The following is a 15726-nucleotide window of genomic DNA, read 5'->3' on the forward strand; positions in this document are numbered from 1 at the left end:
AGAAACACTTCTGGATATAATAATGATCAGCATTTAGCCGTTAGCTAATGTTTAACAGCACGCGGATAACTTTTCATTAAAAATACTACTGAGAATTCTCTTATTCATATTTTCAGCATAACTTTATTAAAAAAATAAATAATATTATCTACAGCTTGACTATGATAAAAATAGTTATTTTGATTAATGTTTCCCATCAATATTTGTCATGTACAAAACTTTAATTTCCTCTTGAATCAATTTTAAAATTATGAATAACAAAAAAATGCTAATTTCCTTAGAAAGGATCATTCCTGATAAATTGCTGAATATGATACAATATATTCATTGTAGCTTAGTTTCGTCGTGGATTTTGCATTGGGGAAGTCAACCTTTAAAATTCTCTGAAAAGTCAGTAATGGTGTTTTCACCCCATCAAGATGATGAAACCTTTGGTTGTGGAGGGATGATTGCCCGGAAAAGAGAACAAGGAACACAAGTAGCTATAACTTTTTTGACTGATGGTAGAGGTTCTCATGGATCAGATCTGCATATTCAAAATCAAGTTATCCGTATTCGTCAACAAGAATCTTTAACAGCATTAAGTATTTTAGGTGTAAACTCCTCAGAAATTCATTTTTTAAATCATCAAGATGGTAGTTTAGCTTCGTTGAATATGGAGAAAAAGCAACAGATAATTACTCAAATTTCTGAACTGCTAAATTTTTATCAACCGGGGGAGGTTTATGTACCTCACCGCAAAGACTGTCATCAAGATCATGAGGCTACCTATAATTTAGTGAAAATGGCAATTACCCAATCTAAAATCACTACAGAAATACTTCAGTATCCTATTTGGGTATTTTGGCGATCGCCAATATTCATTCTTTTGAAGTTACAAGATATTGCAGCAGCTTATCACCTATCTGTTACATCTGTCAAGGAGAAAAAAGAAAAAGCTATTGCTGCCTATTCTTCTCAACTTCAAATGTTACCTCATGGATTTATTAAACGATTTTTCAATTCGGAAGAGATATTTTTTAAATCTGAGTGAAGTTTTTAGCGGTCAGTATCTTCACATTTGCTATAAATAATTAAGGTGGGAAAATTTAAATGCGGATTCTACATATTACTAATCATGTTCAAAAAATCGGTAATGGAATTGTCAATGTAGCTGTAGATTTAGCTTGTTTACAAGCAAAAAGTGGTTTTGATATTGCTGTAGCTTCTGCTGGTGGGGAATATGAACAATTATTAGCAGATCATGGTGTTGAACATTTTTATTTAAATCAGTCCCGCACACCATTAAATCTTATTAAAGCTGTTTGGGATTATCGTCAAATAATTAAAGAATTTCAGCCAGATATTGTTCATGTACATATGATGACAGGGGCAATTTTAGCCGGGATTTTTCGCAAGAATCGAGAATATCATTTAGTTTCTACTGTCCATAATGAATTTCAACATAGTGCTGTTCTCATGGGGTTAGCAGATCAGGTAATTGCAGTTAGTAATGCAGTAGCTAATTCCATGATTCGTCGGGGAATTCCAGCCCAAAAATTGCGTGTAGTTAGTAACGGGACTTTACGAAGTCCTCGACATAAAAAACTGCAAGATTATCAACCGGTAGAAATGCCACATCCATCTATAACTACTGTCGCTGGGATGTATACCCGTAAAGGTATTTATGAGTTAATTGAGGCATTTAAAATAGTTGCCACTGATTTTCCCCAAGCACATTTATATTTAGTAGGAGATGGACCAGATCGGCAAATGTTTGAGGACATGGTGGAAAATCCAGCTTTTAGTGATGGCTGTAACGGACTACGCCAACGCATTCATTTTGAAGGATTTCAGTCAGAACCACAACGTTATATGTTAGCAACGGATATCTTTGTTTTGGCTTCACATTGCGAATCTTTTGGTTTAGTGCTAACAGAAGCACGGGAAACTGGTTGTGCAATTGTAGCCAGTGATGTAGATGGTATTCCTGAAACTTTAGATCATGGTCAAGCTGGGATTTTAGTACCTCCTAAAGATATTCAAACCTTAGCTAAGACTTTAACACAATTACTGAGCGATCGTCAACTTTTAGATAAGTGGAAATTTCGCGCCCAACAAGGTCTAGAAAGATTCAGTGCTGTACGAGTGAATGAAGAAATACTAGCGGTATATCGTGAATTAATCAAGAAAGATAATATCATCAAAGTCATAGAAACTAGAGAATTAGCAAATTTGAATTAATTCTTTTTGGCTGATGTGCATAGCAATTCCTTTCTCGTAATAGGCAGCTTCATTAATAAAGATAGGATAAACAGTAGAATTTCCTTGATAGAAAATCTCCTCCCCTGTAAAATTCAGAAAAATAGGATCGCCAGGATGCAAGGGTTGATAATCTTTTAAATGAAGTTGGGGGTGAATCATTGCCTGGATTTCCCCTACTTCATTTCTGGGATAATCAACAAAACCAATTAATTTGTAAACCGTTAGTGTGTGATTTTCTTGTAAATTCCTCCCTTGGTTATAGTTTTCTAAATAATCTAAAATACTATAAATAAGTTTTTCAGTTTGTTGAAATAATTCAGCATTTAAAACTCCTTGGGGTACAGCACCAATTTCAATAGAAAAACCCAAATTGCATAAAGAACGGAGAAAACCACTACCTTTTGGTTGTTCATGAATATAAACTTTTATCAAAGGATTAACCGCGCTCAAATCAGCAGCTAATTTTAGCAATAAAGGATGCCAATTTCCCAGAATAATACATAATCCCATATTGGCAGTAGTAGTATGTAAATCCATAATTACATCTACACTTTGTTGGTTTTGTGGTTGTAATATTTTTTGAATTTCTCGCGCTCTTAATTCCTCGTAACTTGAGGTTTTCACATCTGATAATTGAGATTCATTAAAGCAACGATTCAGATCTGTATCAATATATCTTGTCCGTGCAGCAATAGCTTTAGGATTGCCAAGTAATGATAAGGTTTCAAAACTAGACCTATGGATTAAATGGGGATATTGCTGAAACTTTTTGATCAAGTAAACTCCTGTTAACTCATTACCGTGATTTCCACCGACAATTGCCACCCGATGAATTTGATTCATAAGTACCTCGTTGATAAGCTTGACCATGAAAGTGAGAACATTTTATCAGTCCATAGCACTTTCATTTGATTTATGGACAGAGAAAATGGAGATTCCCGACATTTTAGTAAAGTCAGGAGTCAGAAGTTGTAAAAATAGGCAATATTTCTCAACTTATTTTTTGATTTTGAAAAAATAAATCTAGCTTACCGCTGGATATTGTGCCAACACCTGCTGTAAATATTCTCCAGTATAAGAACGGGGATTTTTGGCCACATCTTCCGGCGTTCCTGCGGCAATAAGTTCTCCGCCCTTATCTCCTCCTTCAGGACCCAAATCTATTACCCAATCAGAACAACGAATCACATCTAAATTATGTTCAATTACTAAAATTGAATTTCCCTTATCCACCAATCTTTGTAAAATATCCAATAATTTGTGAACATCATAAAAAGATAATCCTGTTGTTGGTTCATCAATTAAATAAAGTGTTTTTCCTGTCGCTCTTCGAGATAATTCTGTTGCTAACTTCACCCGTTGTGCTTCCCCACCAGATAAAGTTGTAGCTGGTTGTCCTAACTGAACATAACCTAAACCAACATCAAATAAAGTTTGTAATCTAGTTACAGCTTTGGGAATATTTTGACAAAAATCTAAGGCTTCCTCAACTGTCATATTCAAAACATCAGAAATTGATTTATCTTTATATTTAACTTGTAGAGTTTCCCGATTATATCTCGCACCTTTACAAATTTCACATTGCACATAAACGTCAGGAAGAAAATTCATTTCAATCACATTTACACCCTGACCGCTACAAGCTTCGCAACGTCCTCCTTTAACATTAAAAGAAAATTGTCCAGGTTTATAACCTCTGGTTTTAGCTTCTACAGTTTGGGAAAAAACATCACGAATAATATCAAAAACTCCGGTGTAAGTTGCGGGGTTAGAACGGGGAGTTCTCCCTATAGGTGATTGGTCAATGACAATGGCTTTATCAACGCAGTTTAAACCCTTGATTTCATCTATATCTTTGGGTGCAGGAGCTTTTTTTAGTAAATGATGTTGTAAGGCTGGATAAAGTAATTCATTGATTAAAGTAGATTTTCCTGAACCAGAAACACCTGTAACTGAGACAAGTTTCCCCAAGGGAATCTCCACATCTATATTTTGTAAGTTGTGGCGATGGGCATTTTTAATAGTTAAAACCCGGCCGTTTCCTTCTCTTCTTTTGGTTGGAGTATTTATGACTCTTCTTCCTGATAAATAAGCACCAGTTAAAGATTTTTCAGCATTAAGTAAGTTCTCTAAACTTCCTTGGGAAATAATATGTCCGCCATGAATTCCTGCACCAGGTCCAATATCCACAATATAGTTAGCAGCGCGGATAGTTTCTTCATCATGTTCGACGACTATTAAGGTATTTCCTAAGTCTCGTAATTTGGTTAAGGTTTTTAATAATCTTCCGTTATCTCTTTGATGTAAACCTATACTTGGTTCATCCAAAACGTAAAGAACTCCTGTTAATCCTGAACCGATTTGTGTCGCTAACCGAATGCGTTGGGCTTCTCCTCCTGATAATGTCATAGCGGGACGATCTAAGGTTAAATAATCTAAGCCAACATCTAATAAAAATTGTAATCTGGCTTTAACTTCTCTCAGGACTAAATCAGCTATTTGGGTTTGACGATCGCTCAATTCTAATTTTTCTATTCTTTCCCGACATTCCCGAATGGAAACGCTGGTAAAATCTAAAATTCCATATTGTCCTAACTTCACAGCCAAGGCTTCAGGCTTTAATCTTTTTCCTCCACAAACTTCGCAGGGTTGATCAATTAAATATTCTTCCAATTTCTGTTTAACTAATTCTGTTCCCCCTTCATATTGTCTTTGTAAAATGGGAATTACACCTTTAAAAGTCGGCTTTTTCTCTCCTGTGGTTTTCTTTTCTTCTTCTCCATACAAAACAATTTTTTGCTGTTCTGGTGTTAACTTCCCCCATTGAGTTTGTAACTCAAAGCCATAATTTAACCCCACAGCATATAGCAATTCTAAATAATAGGAGTTTTCCTTTTCTGACCAAGGAGCGATCGCCGCATACATCGGCGAATCTGTATTAGGTACAATTAACTCCGGTGAAAATCTTCTTAAAGTCCCAATCCCATGACAATGGGGACAAGCGCCATAAGGTGAATTAAAAGAAAACAACCGCGGTGATAGTTCTTCCATTACTGCACCATGTTCGGGACAAGCAAAATTTTCGGAAAATACCATTTCTTTTGGTAATTCTTCTTCAGAAATACCTTGATTTTTTTCCTCAGTTGATATATACTTACTATTAGACCGCTCCAGCGCTATCTTATCTGATGTATCTTTTAATACCTCAATTATAGCAATGCCGTGAGATTGCTTAAGACAAGTTGCTAGAGAATCTACCAAACGCTCTTGAATAGAGTCTTTTTTAACTAATCTGTCAATAACCAGTTCTATAGTATGTGTATTATTTTTATCTAACTCGATCAAATCAGATAGCTCTCGCACCTCCCCATTTACCCGCAAACGTGCGAAACCTTGGGAAGCTAAACCAGAAATTAATTTTTGGTGAGTTCCCTTTTTACCGCGGACTACAGGGGCTAAAATTTGGAAGCGGGTGCGGTCGGGAAGTTCCATGATGCGATCGCACATCTGGTCAATGGTTTGAGGCGCAATTGAGCGCTCGCAGTGGGGACAATGGGGTTCACCAGCACGACCATATAACAATCGCAAATAGTCATAAATTTCCGTAACTGTTCCCACCGTTGAACGGGGATTATGGGAAGTTGATTTTTGGTCAATAGAAATTGCTGGACTTAAACCTTCAATAGATTCAACATCAGGTTTATCCAACTGTCCCAAAAATTGTCGAGCATAAGCGCTCAGAGATTCTACATAACGGCGTTGTCCTTCAGCAAAAATGGTATCAAACGCCAAAGAAGATTTACCCGAACCAGAAACACCAGTAAAAACAATTAAGCGATCGCGTGGTAATTCCAAATCAATATTTTTCAGATTATGCTGTCTAGCACCCCGAATGCGGATAGTATTCTGGCTATTGTGAGCGTTTGGAAGCACATCGTTTAAGGAAGCAGCTAAATTTTCTGACATATTGACAGGCTAAGGAGAGGTTACATAGTGAAATAATCCTTAATAATACTATCTTTGCTCAGGTTATAGTAGAGTATCTATGATCTTAATTCCCTACCCAGGATAAATCATGATCATCAGAATAAATTTTATTACTGAGACAAAACCTATACTAGAGGTAGCAGAAAACAGAAGGAACGTCAGATACTAGATATCGTCAGAACTAGTTGGCGTTAAAAATAGTCATTATAGCACTATTACGTTTTTTCACACTAGTACCTTGTGCATTTTTGTAGGTCGGGTTAAGCGACAGCGCAACCCGACGCTCATGTTGGGTTTCCTACCTCAACCCAACCTACAAATCTCATGTTGGGTTTCCTACCTCAACCCAACCTACAAATCTCATGTTGGGTTTCCTACCTCAACCCAACCTACAAAGCTCATGTTGGGTTTCCTACCTCAACCCAACCTACAAAGCTCATGTTGGGTTTCCTACCTCAACAAAACCTACAAATCTCATGTTGGGTTTCCTACCTCAACCCAATCTACAAATCTCATGTTGGGTTTCCTACCTCAACCCAATCTACAAATCTCATGTTGGGTTTCCTACCTCAACCCAGCCTACAAATCTCATGTTGGGTTTCCTACCTCAACCCAACCTACAAATCTATTATTACACAGTTTGGTTTTATTGTATTAACCTACTTAATTAGGTTTTGGGAAACCGAAAATTAACAGCAAGTTGCAATTATTTAACTAATGACAAATCCACACCGCATTGGAATTATTTTAGGTACTCGTCCCGAAGCGATTAAACTAGCGCCAGTAATTCAGGTTTTTCAAAGTTCTCCAGATTTTGAATTGCAGGTAATTTTAACAGGACAACACCGAGAAATGGTTGAACAAGTAATGAAATTGTTCAAACTCAAAGCCGATTGGAACTTAGAGATTATGCAGCGTCAGCAATCTCTTCATGATATCACTTGTCGAAGTTTACAAGGTTTAGAAGCATTATTTCAGGCACAAAAGTTAGATTTTGTAATTGTTCAGGGAGACACAACAACAGCCTTTGCAGCCACCTTAGCAGCCTTTTATCAAAAAATTCCCGTAGGTCATGTAGAAGCAGGTTTAAGGACTGATGATTTATTTAATCCTTTTCCCGAAGAAGCTAATAGAAGATTAATTTCCCAACTGACACAATTGCATTTTGCTCCTACTACCTTAGCGGTAGAAAACTTACAACATGCTGGGGTATTAGGAGAAATTCACCTCACCGGAAATACAGTTATTGATGCTTTATTAAATGTCGCTGCCAAAAAACCGGTTTGTGATATACTAGGTCTAGACTGGCATAAATATAGAACAATATTAGCAACAGTCCATCGTCGAGAAAATTGGGGAGAACCCCTGGAAAATATCGCTCAAAGTTTTTTACAGATTTTAGATCAATTTCCCGATACAGCCTTATTGCTGCCATTACACAAAAATCCCACAGTTAGAGAACCATTGCAAGAGTTATTAGGAAAACATCCCCGAATTTTCCTAACAGAACCCTTAGATTATGCAGAATTAGTCGGCGCTATTGAGCGATCATATTTAATCTTAACAGATTCTGGAGGCTTACAAGAAGAAGCCCCCAGTCTAGGTAAACCAGTATTAGTTCTCAGAGATACTACAGAAAGGCCAGAAGCAGTTACCGCAGGTACAGCCAAACTCGTAGGTACACAAACGGAAAGTATTGTTACAGCCGCTAGTGAACTACTCAGGGACTCTACCGCTTATATGAAAATGGCTAACGCTATTAATCCTTTTGGTGATGGCCATGCAGCAGAACGCATTTTAAGACTTGTCAAGAATTATCTGTCACGAGAGCTAAATACCTAAAGCTCTCCGAGTTTGATAACCAACAGCACCGTCTACACGCAGTCCGTTACGTCTTTGAAATTGACGTATTGCGTTAATGGTGCGTGAACCGTAAACACCATCAACTCTAATCCCTAAAGCTCTTTGAACCTCTCTAACTCGTTCACCTCTAGAGCCATATCCTAGGGTGACTCTACCACCAACTCCAGAGCCAGAACGATATCTGCGGGAAGAACTACCAGGAGTGTTACCAATCCATCTTTCAGCAGCATAATATCCTCGATAACGTCCCGAAGAAATTCTCGCAAATCCATTTCTGACACTACCAGTTTCACCAATGTATGAACCATTGCGGGCACAAGCTATAGATGAATTCCCCATGCTAGATCCTGTGCGGATATTTAGACAATTACCATTGGTTCTGACATATTCTGCAGAAGCAAACTGCATTTGAGTAATTGTAGCTAGTAATATACTTACACCAGCAAAGCTCAACCATGCAGAAGATTTAAAAATTTTCTGCCATTTAAATGATAATTTAGGAATATCTAAGACAAAATTTTCATCTGTTTGTTCATCTGCTATATATATATAGGAATAAGCTAAATATTCCATAATTACCTGCTCCTTTATGCGAAATTTTGCGAGACTTTTGTCTAGTTTAATCTTTACTAATTTTATACTTCTTCACGACAATTTATGGTCTACCATATTCCGCCATTTTAACTGTCACATCAGGTATTTGTAATGAAATCATCAATTACATAAAGTGGTGAGTATTTTTATTTCCCGAAACCATAGGAAGTGAGAAAACTATCCGCACGAATTGGACTACCATTGCGCCAAATTTCTATTTTTTCTGGACTAATTAAGTAGGAAAAAGTGCCGTTATTAGCCTGATATTTATGATTATCAACTTTCCAAGCCCGAATTTTTAAAAGTTGACTTGGTTCTTGTTTTAATTTTCCTAAATAAAATAACTGGCCATTTTCTTCACAAACTTTGATACTAACTGTTGCTGTCTCCCCACTCATAACTGTAGTTCCATCGCAATTAGTATTATTACTTAGGGGAAAAATTGGTTTTGCAGTAGGGGTAACTGGTTGATTTACTGGTGTTTTCGCAATGGTAATGGACGGTAATAAACTGAGAGGATTACTAGCTAAACGACCATCTGTATAAAATTCAAAATGCAAATGAGGGGCGGTGCTATTGCCTGTTGAACCCATTTCTCCAATAATTTGACCTTGTTTGACCTGTTGACCTTTACTGACCAGTAGACGGCTATTATGTCCGTAAACGGTTACATTGCCATTCAGATGTTTAATTTCGATAAAATTACCTAGTCCCCAATTATCCCAACCAGCTTTCATAACTGTACCCGCAGCAGCAGCTAAAATTGGGGTTCCTGTTGCACCTGCAATATCAATTCCCTCGTGTTGATATTTACGGAAACCCTGAGAAAGCACACCTTGGGTCGGCCAAATTAAGTTAGTAGTAGGTGCAGATATGGGTTTACTTGGAGAAACTATCTGAGTCAAAGCAGGGGAAATTAGATTTAATACCAGAGTAAAAGATATTAAGCTTATTAAAGCGTAATTATAAAAGCGGTAGATGTTAACTTTTTTCATCAGTTTCTAGCCTAATAATTGCTATAGCGGTGAAAAGGAAGTCAAAGCGAACTGCTGTAAATGCAGAAAGGCTATGGTTATTTGCTATTTCAGTCTCAAATGTGTAACATCAGGATAATTAGCTGGTTAAATTTACAACTTGTGCTGTATTTTGTTTCTGGACACAACTAAGCTGTCATAATCAGATTTTCTAAAAAACCTATTTCTAATTCTGATGCTGGTTTACCACCACCACTTGCTATTAATTTTAAATATTTTTGCAATAGTTGTTGCATATTGGGAGTCCGATATTGTGGACTAATTTCTAATAAAGCAGTTTCCCAATGAGTCTTTGTGGGTAGGTGTCCATATTCGGCTAAATAAATAGCTTCTCTGACTAATTTATCTAATTCTGCACCTGAATAACCGACAGTTTTTTCGACAAGATATTCTAAAATAGAAGATGGAGTTGGGGGTAATTTATAAGCAGTAGTGCGTTTTTGCAAAATTTGATATCTTTCTTCAGTATTGGGAGGCATAACTATAAAAATTTCATCAAAACGGCCTGCGCGAAACAATTCCGGTGGTAATTTTTCTCTATCATTAGAAGTGGCGATGAAAAAAATTGGATATTCGTGATCATTTAACCAGGATAAAAATGTCCCAAACTGTCTGGTACTAACTCCTGAACTATCACCTCCCACACCGGCAAAAGCCTTTTCAATTTCATCCATAAACAGGATATTTGGTGCTGATGCTTCGATGGCTCTAAGAGCTTGAAAAGTGTTACTTTCGGATTCTCCTACCCAGCGAGATTGTAACCGAGCAATTTCAAAATTAATCTGCGGTACGTGCCATTCTTGAGCGATCGCTCTGGCAATAAAAGTTTTACCACAACCAGGGAAACCTTCTAGTAAAATAGCACGAGGACGTAATTCTGGTTGTCCATCTTGAGTAAACCAACACTCACGACTATATATCCATTCTTTAACTTTAGTTAATCCTCCCACATCAGTTAAACCTTGACCAGAGGGAGCATAATATTCTAAAACTCCAGTTTTTCTAATTTCCTGTTTTTTCGCTTCTAATAATAATTGTCCAGCCGCTTCTGGATCTGTCCATAAATTCCTAGATGTTGATAATTTAGCAGTTTGAATTACCGCTTGTAAAGGCATTCCTTGAGCTTGTTCTGCTAATCTTCCAGCATCTGCTTCTGTTAAACCATATTTTTCTACAGCCACACTAAAAACATTTTCATAAAGTTCTGCTTCCACAGGTAAAGGTAAATCTATAATATGTACCATATTTCGCAAAATAGTCGGAATATTCCAATCTGAACCAATGATAATTAAGGACATTCTTACCAAAGGTCTTTTTTGGTCTATTACTAATATTAATTCTTTCAATTTTCGCGCCATTAAATTATCATCAGGACGTAAAAAAATAGACCAATCTGGTAATAAAAAAGTATGTTGTCGTTGGAGATTTTTACTAACTTGGTCTTGTAAACGATGTTGCAAAATATCCAAAGATTGTAAAATTGGATTACCATTTCTATCAATAGCATTACCCAATCTTTGCCATTGTGCTTGATTTGGAGAACCAGTAGTTTCTAATCTTTGTTGAAAACCTTCTGTACTATTCCATTGTGCTAATTCTCCATCTTGAATATCTGCATTATTCAAAATTGCTAAATGAGCATCTATTGTACAACGAATAGCACGATTTTCTTCTGATGATCTCAAAAAAATTAACGGATAACGAGATTTTAGTAAATCCTGTAATTCCTGCTGACATTTATTATAAGGTAATTCGGGTTTCATATTTTTTAACTTCCCTAGTTTTACAAGTTATTAAAAATCAGCTTTGTTAGTATCGGTCCGAATATCTGTAACTGGTTCTGGTGTTTTTTCTGTGTTACTATTAGGAGAATTTTCAACTTTATTGGTAGAGATATTTGCAGTTTTTATTTCAGAAGTTGGATTTACTACTGGACGGAGAGGTTTTTTAGCAGGAGCAATAATAGGGCTATTCACAGGATTATTGATGGGAATTACAGGTTGGATAGGAACAGGAGTATCAAGAGGTAAATCTAAGGTTATAATAGTACGATGACGACCAACTTTAATATCTGCAACCCAATTAGAAATTATCGCAGTTAAATTTTCAGAAGTTAACATTCTAGCTGATTGTTGTTCAATAGTTTGACTAATCAAAAACCGATTATTCTCCTGACGAAAATAATCTTCAGGATAACTTTCATATAATGTACTCAAGTTAATAGAATAACTAATTTCCTTATTTCCTGCTTGTGCTATTCTGACAACTAACGTATATTCAGACATCATGAAAACACTATTATTAATTATGGATTTTGTATGACGAGAGAAGCCCATGACCAATTTGCGAAAGAATATCTAGAGGAATTATTAAAACCTTTAGGTCAAGTAAATATTAGTAAAGACGTAAAAAGCGAAGTTAGAGAAATAGATATTTGGTTTGTTCCCAATCAATCAAAACCTGTAACTTCCGATTTAGGATTATTAGCGAAAATGGCAGTTACAAGCTGTCTATTTGAACCTTTTCGCAATCCTCCCAATGAAATGACAATTAGAAGTTGTATGTCAAAATTATACAGCCTTCATGAAGAATTGTTTAGACAAGCAAAAAGAGAAAATCGGCGGCTCATGGAAAACGAGTTGCCATTTCTATGGATTTTAACACCAACTTGCTCAAAAAATAAACTAGATGGATTTAGGGCTACACTCAAAGATGATTGGGAGACAGGAGTTTATTTTCTAGGAGAATCGCATAAAACAGCTATTGTGGCAATTAACCAATTACCCAAAAATCAGGATACACTATGGTTAAGGGTGTTAGGTAATGGGGAAACCCAAAAACAAGCAGTACAAGAACTGATAACAGTTTCCACGGAAAACCAGTGTAATATCTAGTGGAAATTTTAGCATCTTGGCGTAAAAATATAGAGATTAACACTAATATCAACGATGAAGATAGGGAGTTGATTATGACTTTATCACCAGCATATCTCAAACAACGCGAAGAATGGCGAGAGGAAGGATTACAAACGGGACTACAAACGGGAAGACAAGAAGAATTGCGGTTAATAGTAGGAAGTTTACTAACAGCACGTTTTGGTAATTTAGATGAGGAATTATTAGCTGTTGTTACTTCTATTATGGAACTTTCTCTCACAGAAAGAACTGATTTATTACTCAATTTATCTCAGTTGTCTCGTGAAGAATTACTAGCTAAATTCCCCATTAAATAACCCATTTTTGTAGGTTGGGTTAAGCAAAGCACAACCCAACTTAACAACCAACCTCTCACATCATTTAGATCCCGGACTTCTTTAAGAGGTCGGGGATCTTGTTTTTTGTTTTTGTGTTTAATTATCCTAAATCCAACGGTCAGCTTCAGTTTTAAGTTGTTGACTCCAACGTTTAAACCAGAGGATACCACCTCCCAAAATACCTAAAGTTAATATTAATATAAATAACCTATCTGGGATCAAAGGTAATTTATAAAAAGATATATTTGGCATTCTGATCTTAACAGGTTCAGCATTAATATTTAGTTCTCTGTTAGAGGAATTAACACTAACTTGCACTTGATATTCTTCTGCTGGTGCTGCATTTGGTTGAATATATTGTAATTCATATTCTCGTAATGCTTTAAAAAAGGTTTCTAAACTATTGACGGCTTCATTTACATCTTGCGGAAATTTACTAATACCTCCGGTTAATTCAGCAATTTGTTTTAATCTTGGTTGATCAACAATATAGTTGAATATGTCCCCAGAGGGAAGTTTACACGATTGAATTAAATCAACTGCTTCTTTTTTCTCTAACCAACTATTAGGAATATTGCAGTTATTAGCACGATTTCTTAACTGTCTTAAAGACTCTCCATAACCTAAAGTGTAAACTCTGACTGTCGGATATTTTTTAAAGACTTTTTCTAAATTAGCAAATTGTTGATCTTCTGTTTTACGTTTACTGTTGTGATAACCATCAGATAATAACATTACTGCTAATTTAGGCGGAATTTGTGGTTCATCTTTTCTCAAATCTTTACTACTATTTGCTTGTCTTGTCAACTCTTCGGAGTTATCACCTAAATATTTGACTGCTTCTTTCAAAGGATTATATAAATTAGTACCTGCGTTAGTGGGAGAAGATCCTAAATCAGCGACTCTTTTATCTAAATCTGGTGAATTTGCTGGAAGGAAATTTTTAGCAATAATTTCTTGGTTAACCTCATAATTATCTTTAGCAATTTGTGATTCTCCAAATGGTACTAAGGAAATATGTACAGGTAAATTTTTCTCGCGGACTAATTTAATAAATCCTTGAATAGCCAGAATAGCACCATCTATTTTTTTGACTCCACTAGCATCTTTTTTTCTCATGCTTCCACTCATATCTAAAAGAATGACGACATAAGCAGGATCTGATGTTAATTGTTCTCCCGGTGGAATTAATCTAAATTTTGTCACTTCTGCGAACTTGAGATTAATAGGAGTATCTTGACTTTTGGCGATAATTCTGGCAGTTTGTAATTTGAATTCAGATTTTTGTAATCCCTCAATAGGAATATTGTTATCATTAACAACTTTAACTTTTAATGTAACAATATCAGCATCCGTAGGACGGGGAGATACTTCAATTTTGGAATTAGCAAAAACAGGTAATGGTAAAAAGCCTAATAAAAGAGTAACAATTCCTAATTTAAGCTTGGGGGTCGAGTAAGCGATTATAGAAAATGAATCTGTAGAATTTTTCTTCATTGTTTTCATGATAAAGTGTCAAAATTTGATTATGTTTGAGAGTGGTGGTTTGATTTTTTGGTAAAAATCTTTGTTGAATTTTTACAGATTCTTCCGCTAAACAACGAATAATTACATTATCAGAATTTACCTGTAAAGATGCACATTCTTCTGGTAAATGGGGGATGTAAATATCTGCTGTATCACCAGAACCAATAATTATAAGTTTCTTGGTTTTTGCTGGTAATTGAATTGAAACTCCTTCTTCAATATGTTTGTAATCATTATCAGGAATATACTTGAGCGATTGATTATTTAATGTTGGTCGGAGTAGTTGTGTAGGAGCATTACTATCAACTTGTAATTGAGTAGTTGCTGAAGATTTTCTAGTGCGTTTTTTTGTGGCTTCAAATCCTGTTCCTGCTCTCAATGCTACTTGATAACTGGGTTTGGCTGCAAAACATAAAGATAAACCTAATAAACCACCAAATAAGAAGAAACCAACGGGTTCTTGATATTGACCTAATGCTGTATTTACAGCTTCGCAAAAACTAGCTGCTAATAGTCCTGAACCAGCACCGAAACCTGTACTTTGAAGAATACGTTGTTTGACTCTATCTCCTGTTCCTTCAATACTTCGCCAACTCCAACTAATACTTTCAGCTAAACCAGCAAAAGCACCGATAATGATCCAAGAAATGATTCTGACTAACCCACCTGGCCAGTTACTTTGTAATAGTATCCAGTTGAAAATACCGAGAAATAAACCTATCGATGAACCGACAATAAACACTTTTTTAAAAAATGTCCGAGTCAGGAATCGCCAATTAGTTTTATAGCGAGTGGGGTTACTGATAAAAGTTTCTGCTATGATCATGCCACTTGTAATACAGGGAGTGACAATTATTAATAAGATTATGTAGGGAGGAATGCTAAATTCTTTGGGTACAAATAGCATCAAGAAAGTGCCTATTTCTTGCCATAATATTTGACTGATACTCCAGCCTAGTAGGGCGGAAACTATGCCGCATAAGGCGTAAAAACTGGCTCTAATTGAGAGGTTGTTCATGGGTTAGTTATGTAGAAATGAAATATCTATATTAAAATTATCGGTGTATACTGGATCATCGTTTTTTCGGTTGTTTAGATTTGTCTATTGTACCAGAAGTGTTGAATGTTAAGAAAAGCCTGATAAAAATAGCCAAAAATATGTTAAATTTTGGGCGAAGGATTAAAATATTTTGATTAACCATGATCATAAACTCATTTCCCAAG

The 15726-nt window shown here is 35.9% G+C and carries 13 protein-coding genes; 5 read left to right on the plus strand and 8 right to left on the minus strand.

Going from position 1 to position 15726, the window contains the following annotated elements; all coding sequences use genetic code 11:
* The first annotated feature begins 250 nt into the window (after window positions 1–250).
* Both H6G44_RS11710 and H6G44_RS11715 read left to right on the plus strand, forming a co-directional pair.
* Window positions 251–1033: a PIG-L deacetylase family protein gene (locus tag H6G44_RS11710; RefSeq protein ID WP_190386600.1), complete on the plus strand. Its 783-nt coding sequence runs from the start codon at window positions 251–253 to the stop codon at window positions 1031–1033.
* A 59-nt stretch (window positions 1034–1092) separates the two neighbouring features.
* On the plus strand, window positions 1093–2223 hold the full coding sequence (locus H6G44_RS11715) for a glycosyltransferase family 4 protein (protein WP_190386599.1): 1131 nt from the start codon (window positions 1093–1095) through the stop codon (window positions 2221–2223).
* On the opposite strand, the gene H6G44_RS11720 is transcribed toward H6G44_RS11715, so the two are convergent.
* Window positions 2206–3087 (minus strand): aspartoacylase, encoded by an 882-nt coding sequence (locus H6G44_RS11720; protein WP_190386598.1) that lies wholly within the window; start codon window positions 3085–3087, stop codon window positions 2206–2208. The genes H6G44_RS11715 and H6G44_RS11720 overlap by 18 nt on opposite strands.
* 180 nt (window positions 3088–3267) lie before the next feature.
* Entirely contained in the window at window positions 3268–6210 is a 2943-nt protein-coding gene (gene uvrA / locus H6G44_RS11725) for an excinuclease ABC subunit UvrA (RefSeq protein WP_190386597.1), read from the minus strand.
* Between the two features lie 738 nt (window positions 6211–6948).
* Between uvrA and wecB the strand changes: the two genes are divergently transcribed.
* Window positions 6949–8073: a non-hydrolyzing UDP-N-acetylglucosamine 2-epimerase gene (gene wecB, locus H6G44_RS11730; RefSeq protein WP_190386596.1), complete on the plus strand. Its 1125-nt coding sequence runs from the start codon at window positions 6949–6951 to the stop codon at window positions 8071–8073.
* On the opposite strand, the gene H6G44_RS11735 is transcribed toward wecB, so the two are convergent.
* The 4 genes from H6G44_RS11735 to H6G44_RS11750 all read right to left on the minus strand — a co-directional run bounded on the left by H6G44_RS11735 (window position 8062) and on the right by H6G44_RS11750 (window position 12010).
* Window positions 8062–8667: a peptidoglycan-binding domain-containing protein gene (locus H6G44_RS11735; RefSeq protein WP_190386595.1), complete on the minus strand. Its 606-nt coding sequence runs from the start codon at window positions 8665–8667 to the stop codon at window positions 8062–8064. The two genes, wecB and H6G44_RS11735, sit on opposite strands and share 12 nt — an antisense overlap.
* Window positions 8668–8834: 167 nt before the next feature.
* Window positions 8835–9683 carry a M23 family metallopeptidase gene (locus H6G44_RS11740; protein WP_190386594.1) on the minus strand — a complete coding sequence of 283 codons (849 nt, stop codon included), beginning with the start codon at window positions 9681–9683 and terminating at the stop codon, window positions 8835–8837.
* 167 nt (window positions 9684–9850) lie between these two features.
* Window positions 9851–11485 carry an AAA family ATPase gene (locus H6G44_RS11745; protein WP_190386593.1) on the minus strand — a complete coding sequence of 545 codons (1635 nt, stop codon included), beginning with the start codon at window positions 11483–11485 and terminating at the stop codon, window positions 9851–9853.
* A 30-nt stretch (window positions 11486–11515) separates the two neighbouring features.
* The gene (locus tag H6G44_RS11750; protein ID WP_190386592.1) at window positions 11516–12010 is read right to left on the minus strand and encodes a hypothetical protein; all 495 of its coding nucleotides are present in this window, start codon (window positions 12008–12010) and stop codon (window positions 11516–11518) included.
* Between the two features lie 30 nt (window positions 12011–12040).
* On the opposite strand from H6G44_RS11750, the gene H6G44_RS20650 reads away from it, so the two are divergent.
* Both H6G44_RS20650 and H6G44_RS20655 read left to right on the plus strand, forming a co-directional pair.
* Window positions 12041–12616: a hypothetical protein gene (locus tag H6G44_RS20650; protein ID WP_311138776.1), complete on the plus strand. Its 576-nt coding sequence runs from the start codon at window positions 12041–12043 to the stop codon at window positions 12614–12616.
* Window positions 12616–12954, plus strand: a complete 339-nt coding sequence (locus tag H6G44_RS20655) for a hypothetical protein (RefSeq protein WP_311138775.1) — start codon at window positions 12616–12618, stop codon at window positions 12952–12954. Before H6G44_RS20650 ends, H6G44_RS20655 begins: the two co-directional genes overlap by 1 nt.
* Before the next feature lie 126 nt (window positions 12955–13080).
* Here H6G44_RS20655 and H6G44_RS11760 read toward each other — a convergent pair whose 3' ends face one another.
* Together H6G44_RS11760 and H6G44_RS11765 are read right to left on the minus strand one after the other, a co-directional pair.
* Entirely contained in the window at window positions 13081–14472 is a 1392-nt protein-coding gene (locus H6G44_RS11760; protein WP_190386591.1) for a vWA domain-containing protein, read from the minus strand.
* A complete protein-coding gene (locus H6G44_RS11765; RefSeq protein ID WP_190386590.1) occupies window positions 14414–15520 on the minus strand; it encodes a hypothetical protein in 1107 nt (368 codons plus the stop codon). Before H6G44_RS11765 ends, H6G44_RS11760 begins: the two co-directional genes overlap by 59 nt.
* Window positions 15521–15726: the final 206 nt, after the last annotated feature.

The sequence above is a fragment of the Aphanizomenon flos-aquae FACHB-1287 genome (assembly GCF_014698755.1).
Classification (GTDB): Bacteria; Cyanobacteriota; Cyanobacteriia; order Cyanobacteriales; family Nostocaceae; genus Dolichospermum; species Dolichospermum flosaquae.

Coding starts and splice junctions, on each gene's coding strand:
- H6G44_RS11710 (WP_190386600.1), top strand. CDS start 251: ATGAATAACAAAAAAATGCTAATTTCCTTAGAAAGGATCATTCCTGAT.
- H6G44_RS11715 (WP_190386599.1), top strand. CDS start 1,093: ATGCGGATTCTACATATTACTAATCATGTTCAAAAAATCGGTAATGGA.
- H6G44_RS11720 (WP_190386598.1), bottom strand. CDS start 3,087: ATGAATCAAATTCATCGGGTGGCAATTGTCGGTGGAAATCACGGTAAT.
- uvrA (WP_190386597.1), bottom strand. CDS start 6,210: ATGTCAGAAAATTTAGCTGCTTCCTTAAACGATGTGCTTCCAAACGCT.
- wecB (WP_190386596.1), top strand. CDS start 6,949: ATGACAAATCCACACCGCATTGGAATTATTTTAGGTACTCGTCCCGAA.
- H6G44_RS11735 (WP_190386595.1), bottom strand. CDS start 8,667: ATGGAATATTTAGCTTATTCCTATATATATATAGCAGATGAACAAACA.
- H6G44_RS11740 (WP_190386594.1), bottom strand. CDS start 9,683: ATGAAAAAAGTTAACATCTACCGCTTTTATAATTACGCTTTAATAAGC.
- H6G44_RS11745 (WP_190386593.1), bottom strand. CDS start 11,485: ATGAAACCCGAATTACCTTATAATAAATGTCAGCAGGAATTACAGGAT.
- H6G44_RS11750 (WP_190386592.1), bottom strand. CDS start 12,010: ATGATGTCTGAATATACGTTAGTTGTCAGAATAGCACAAGCAGGAAAT.
- H6G44_RS20650 (WP_311138776.1), top strand. CDS start 12,041: ATGACGAGAGAAGCCCATGACCAATTTGCGAAAGAATATCTAGAGGAA.
- H6G44_RS11760 (WP_190386591.1), bottom strand. CDS start 14,472: ATGAAGAAAAATTCTACAGATTCATTTTCTATAATCGCTTACTCGACC.
- H6G44_RS11765 (WP_190386590.1), bottom strand. CDS start 15,520: ATGAACAACCTCTCAATTAGAGCCAGTTTTTACGCCTTATGCGGCATA.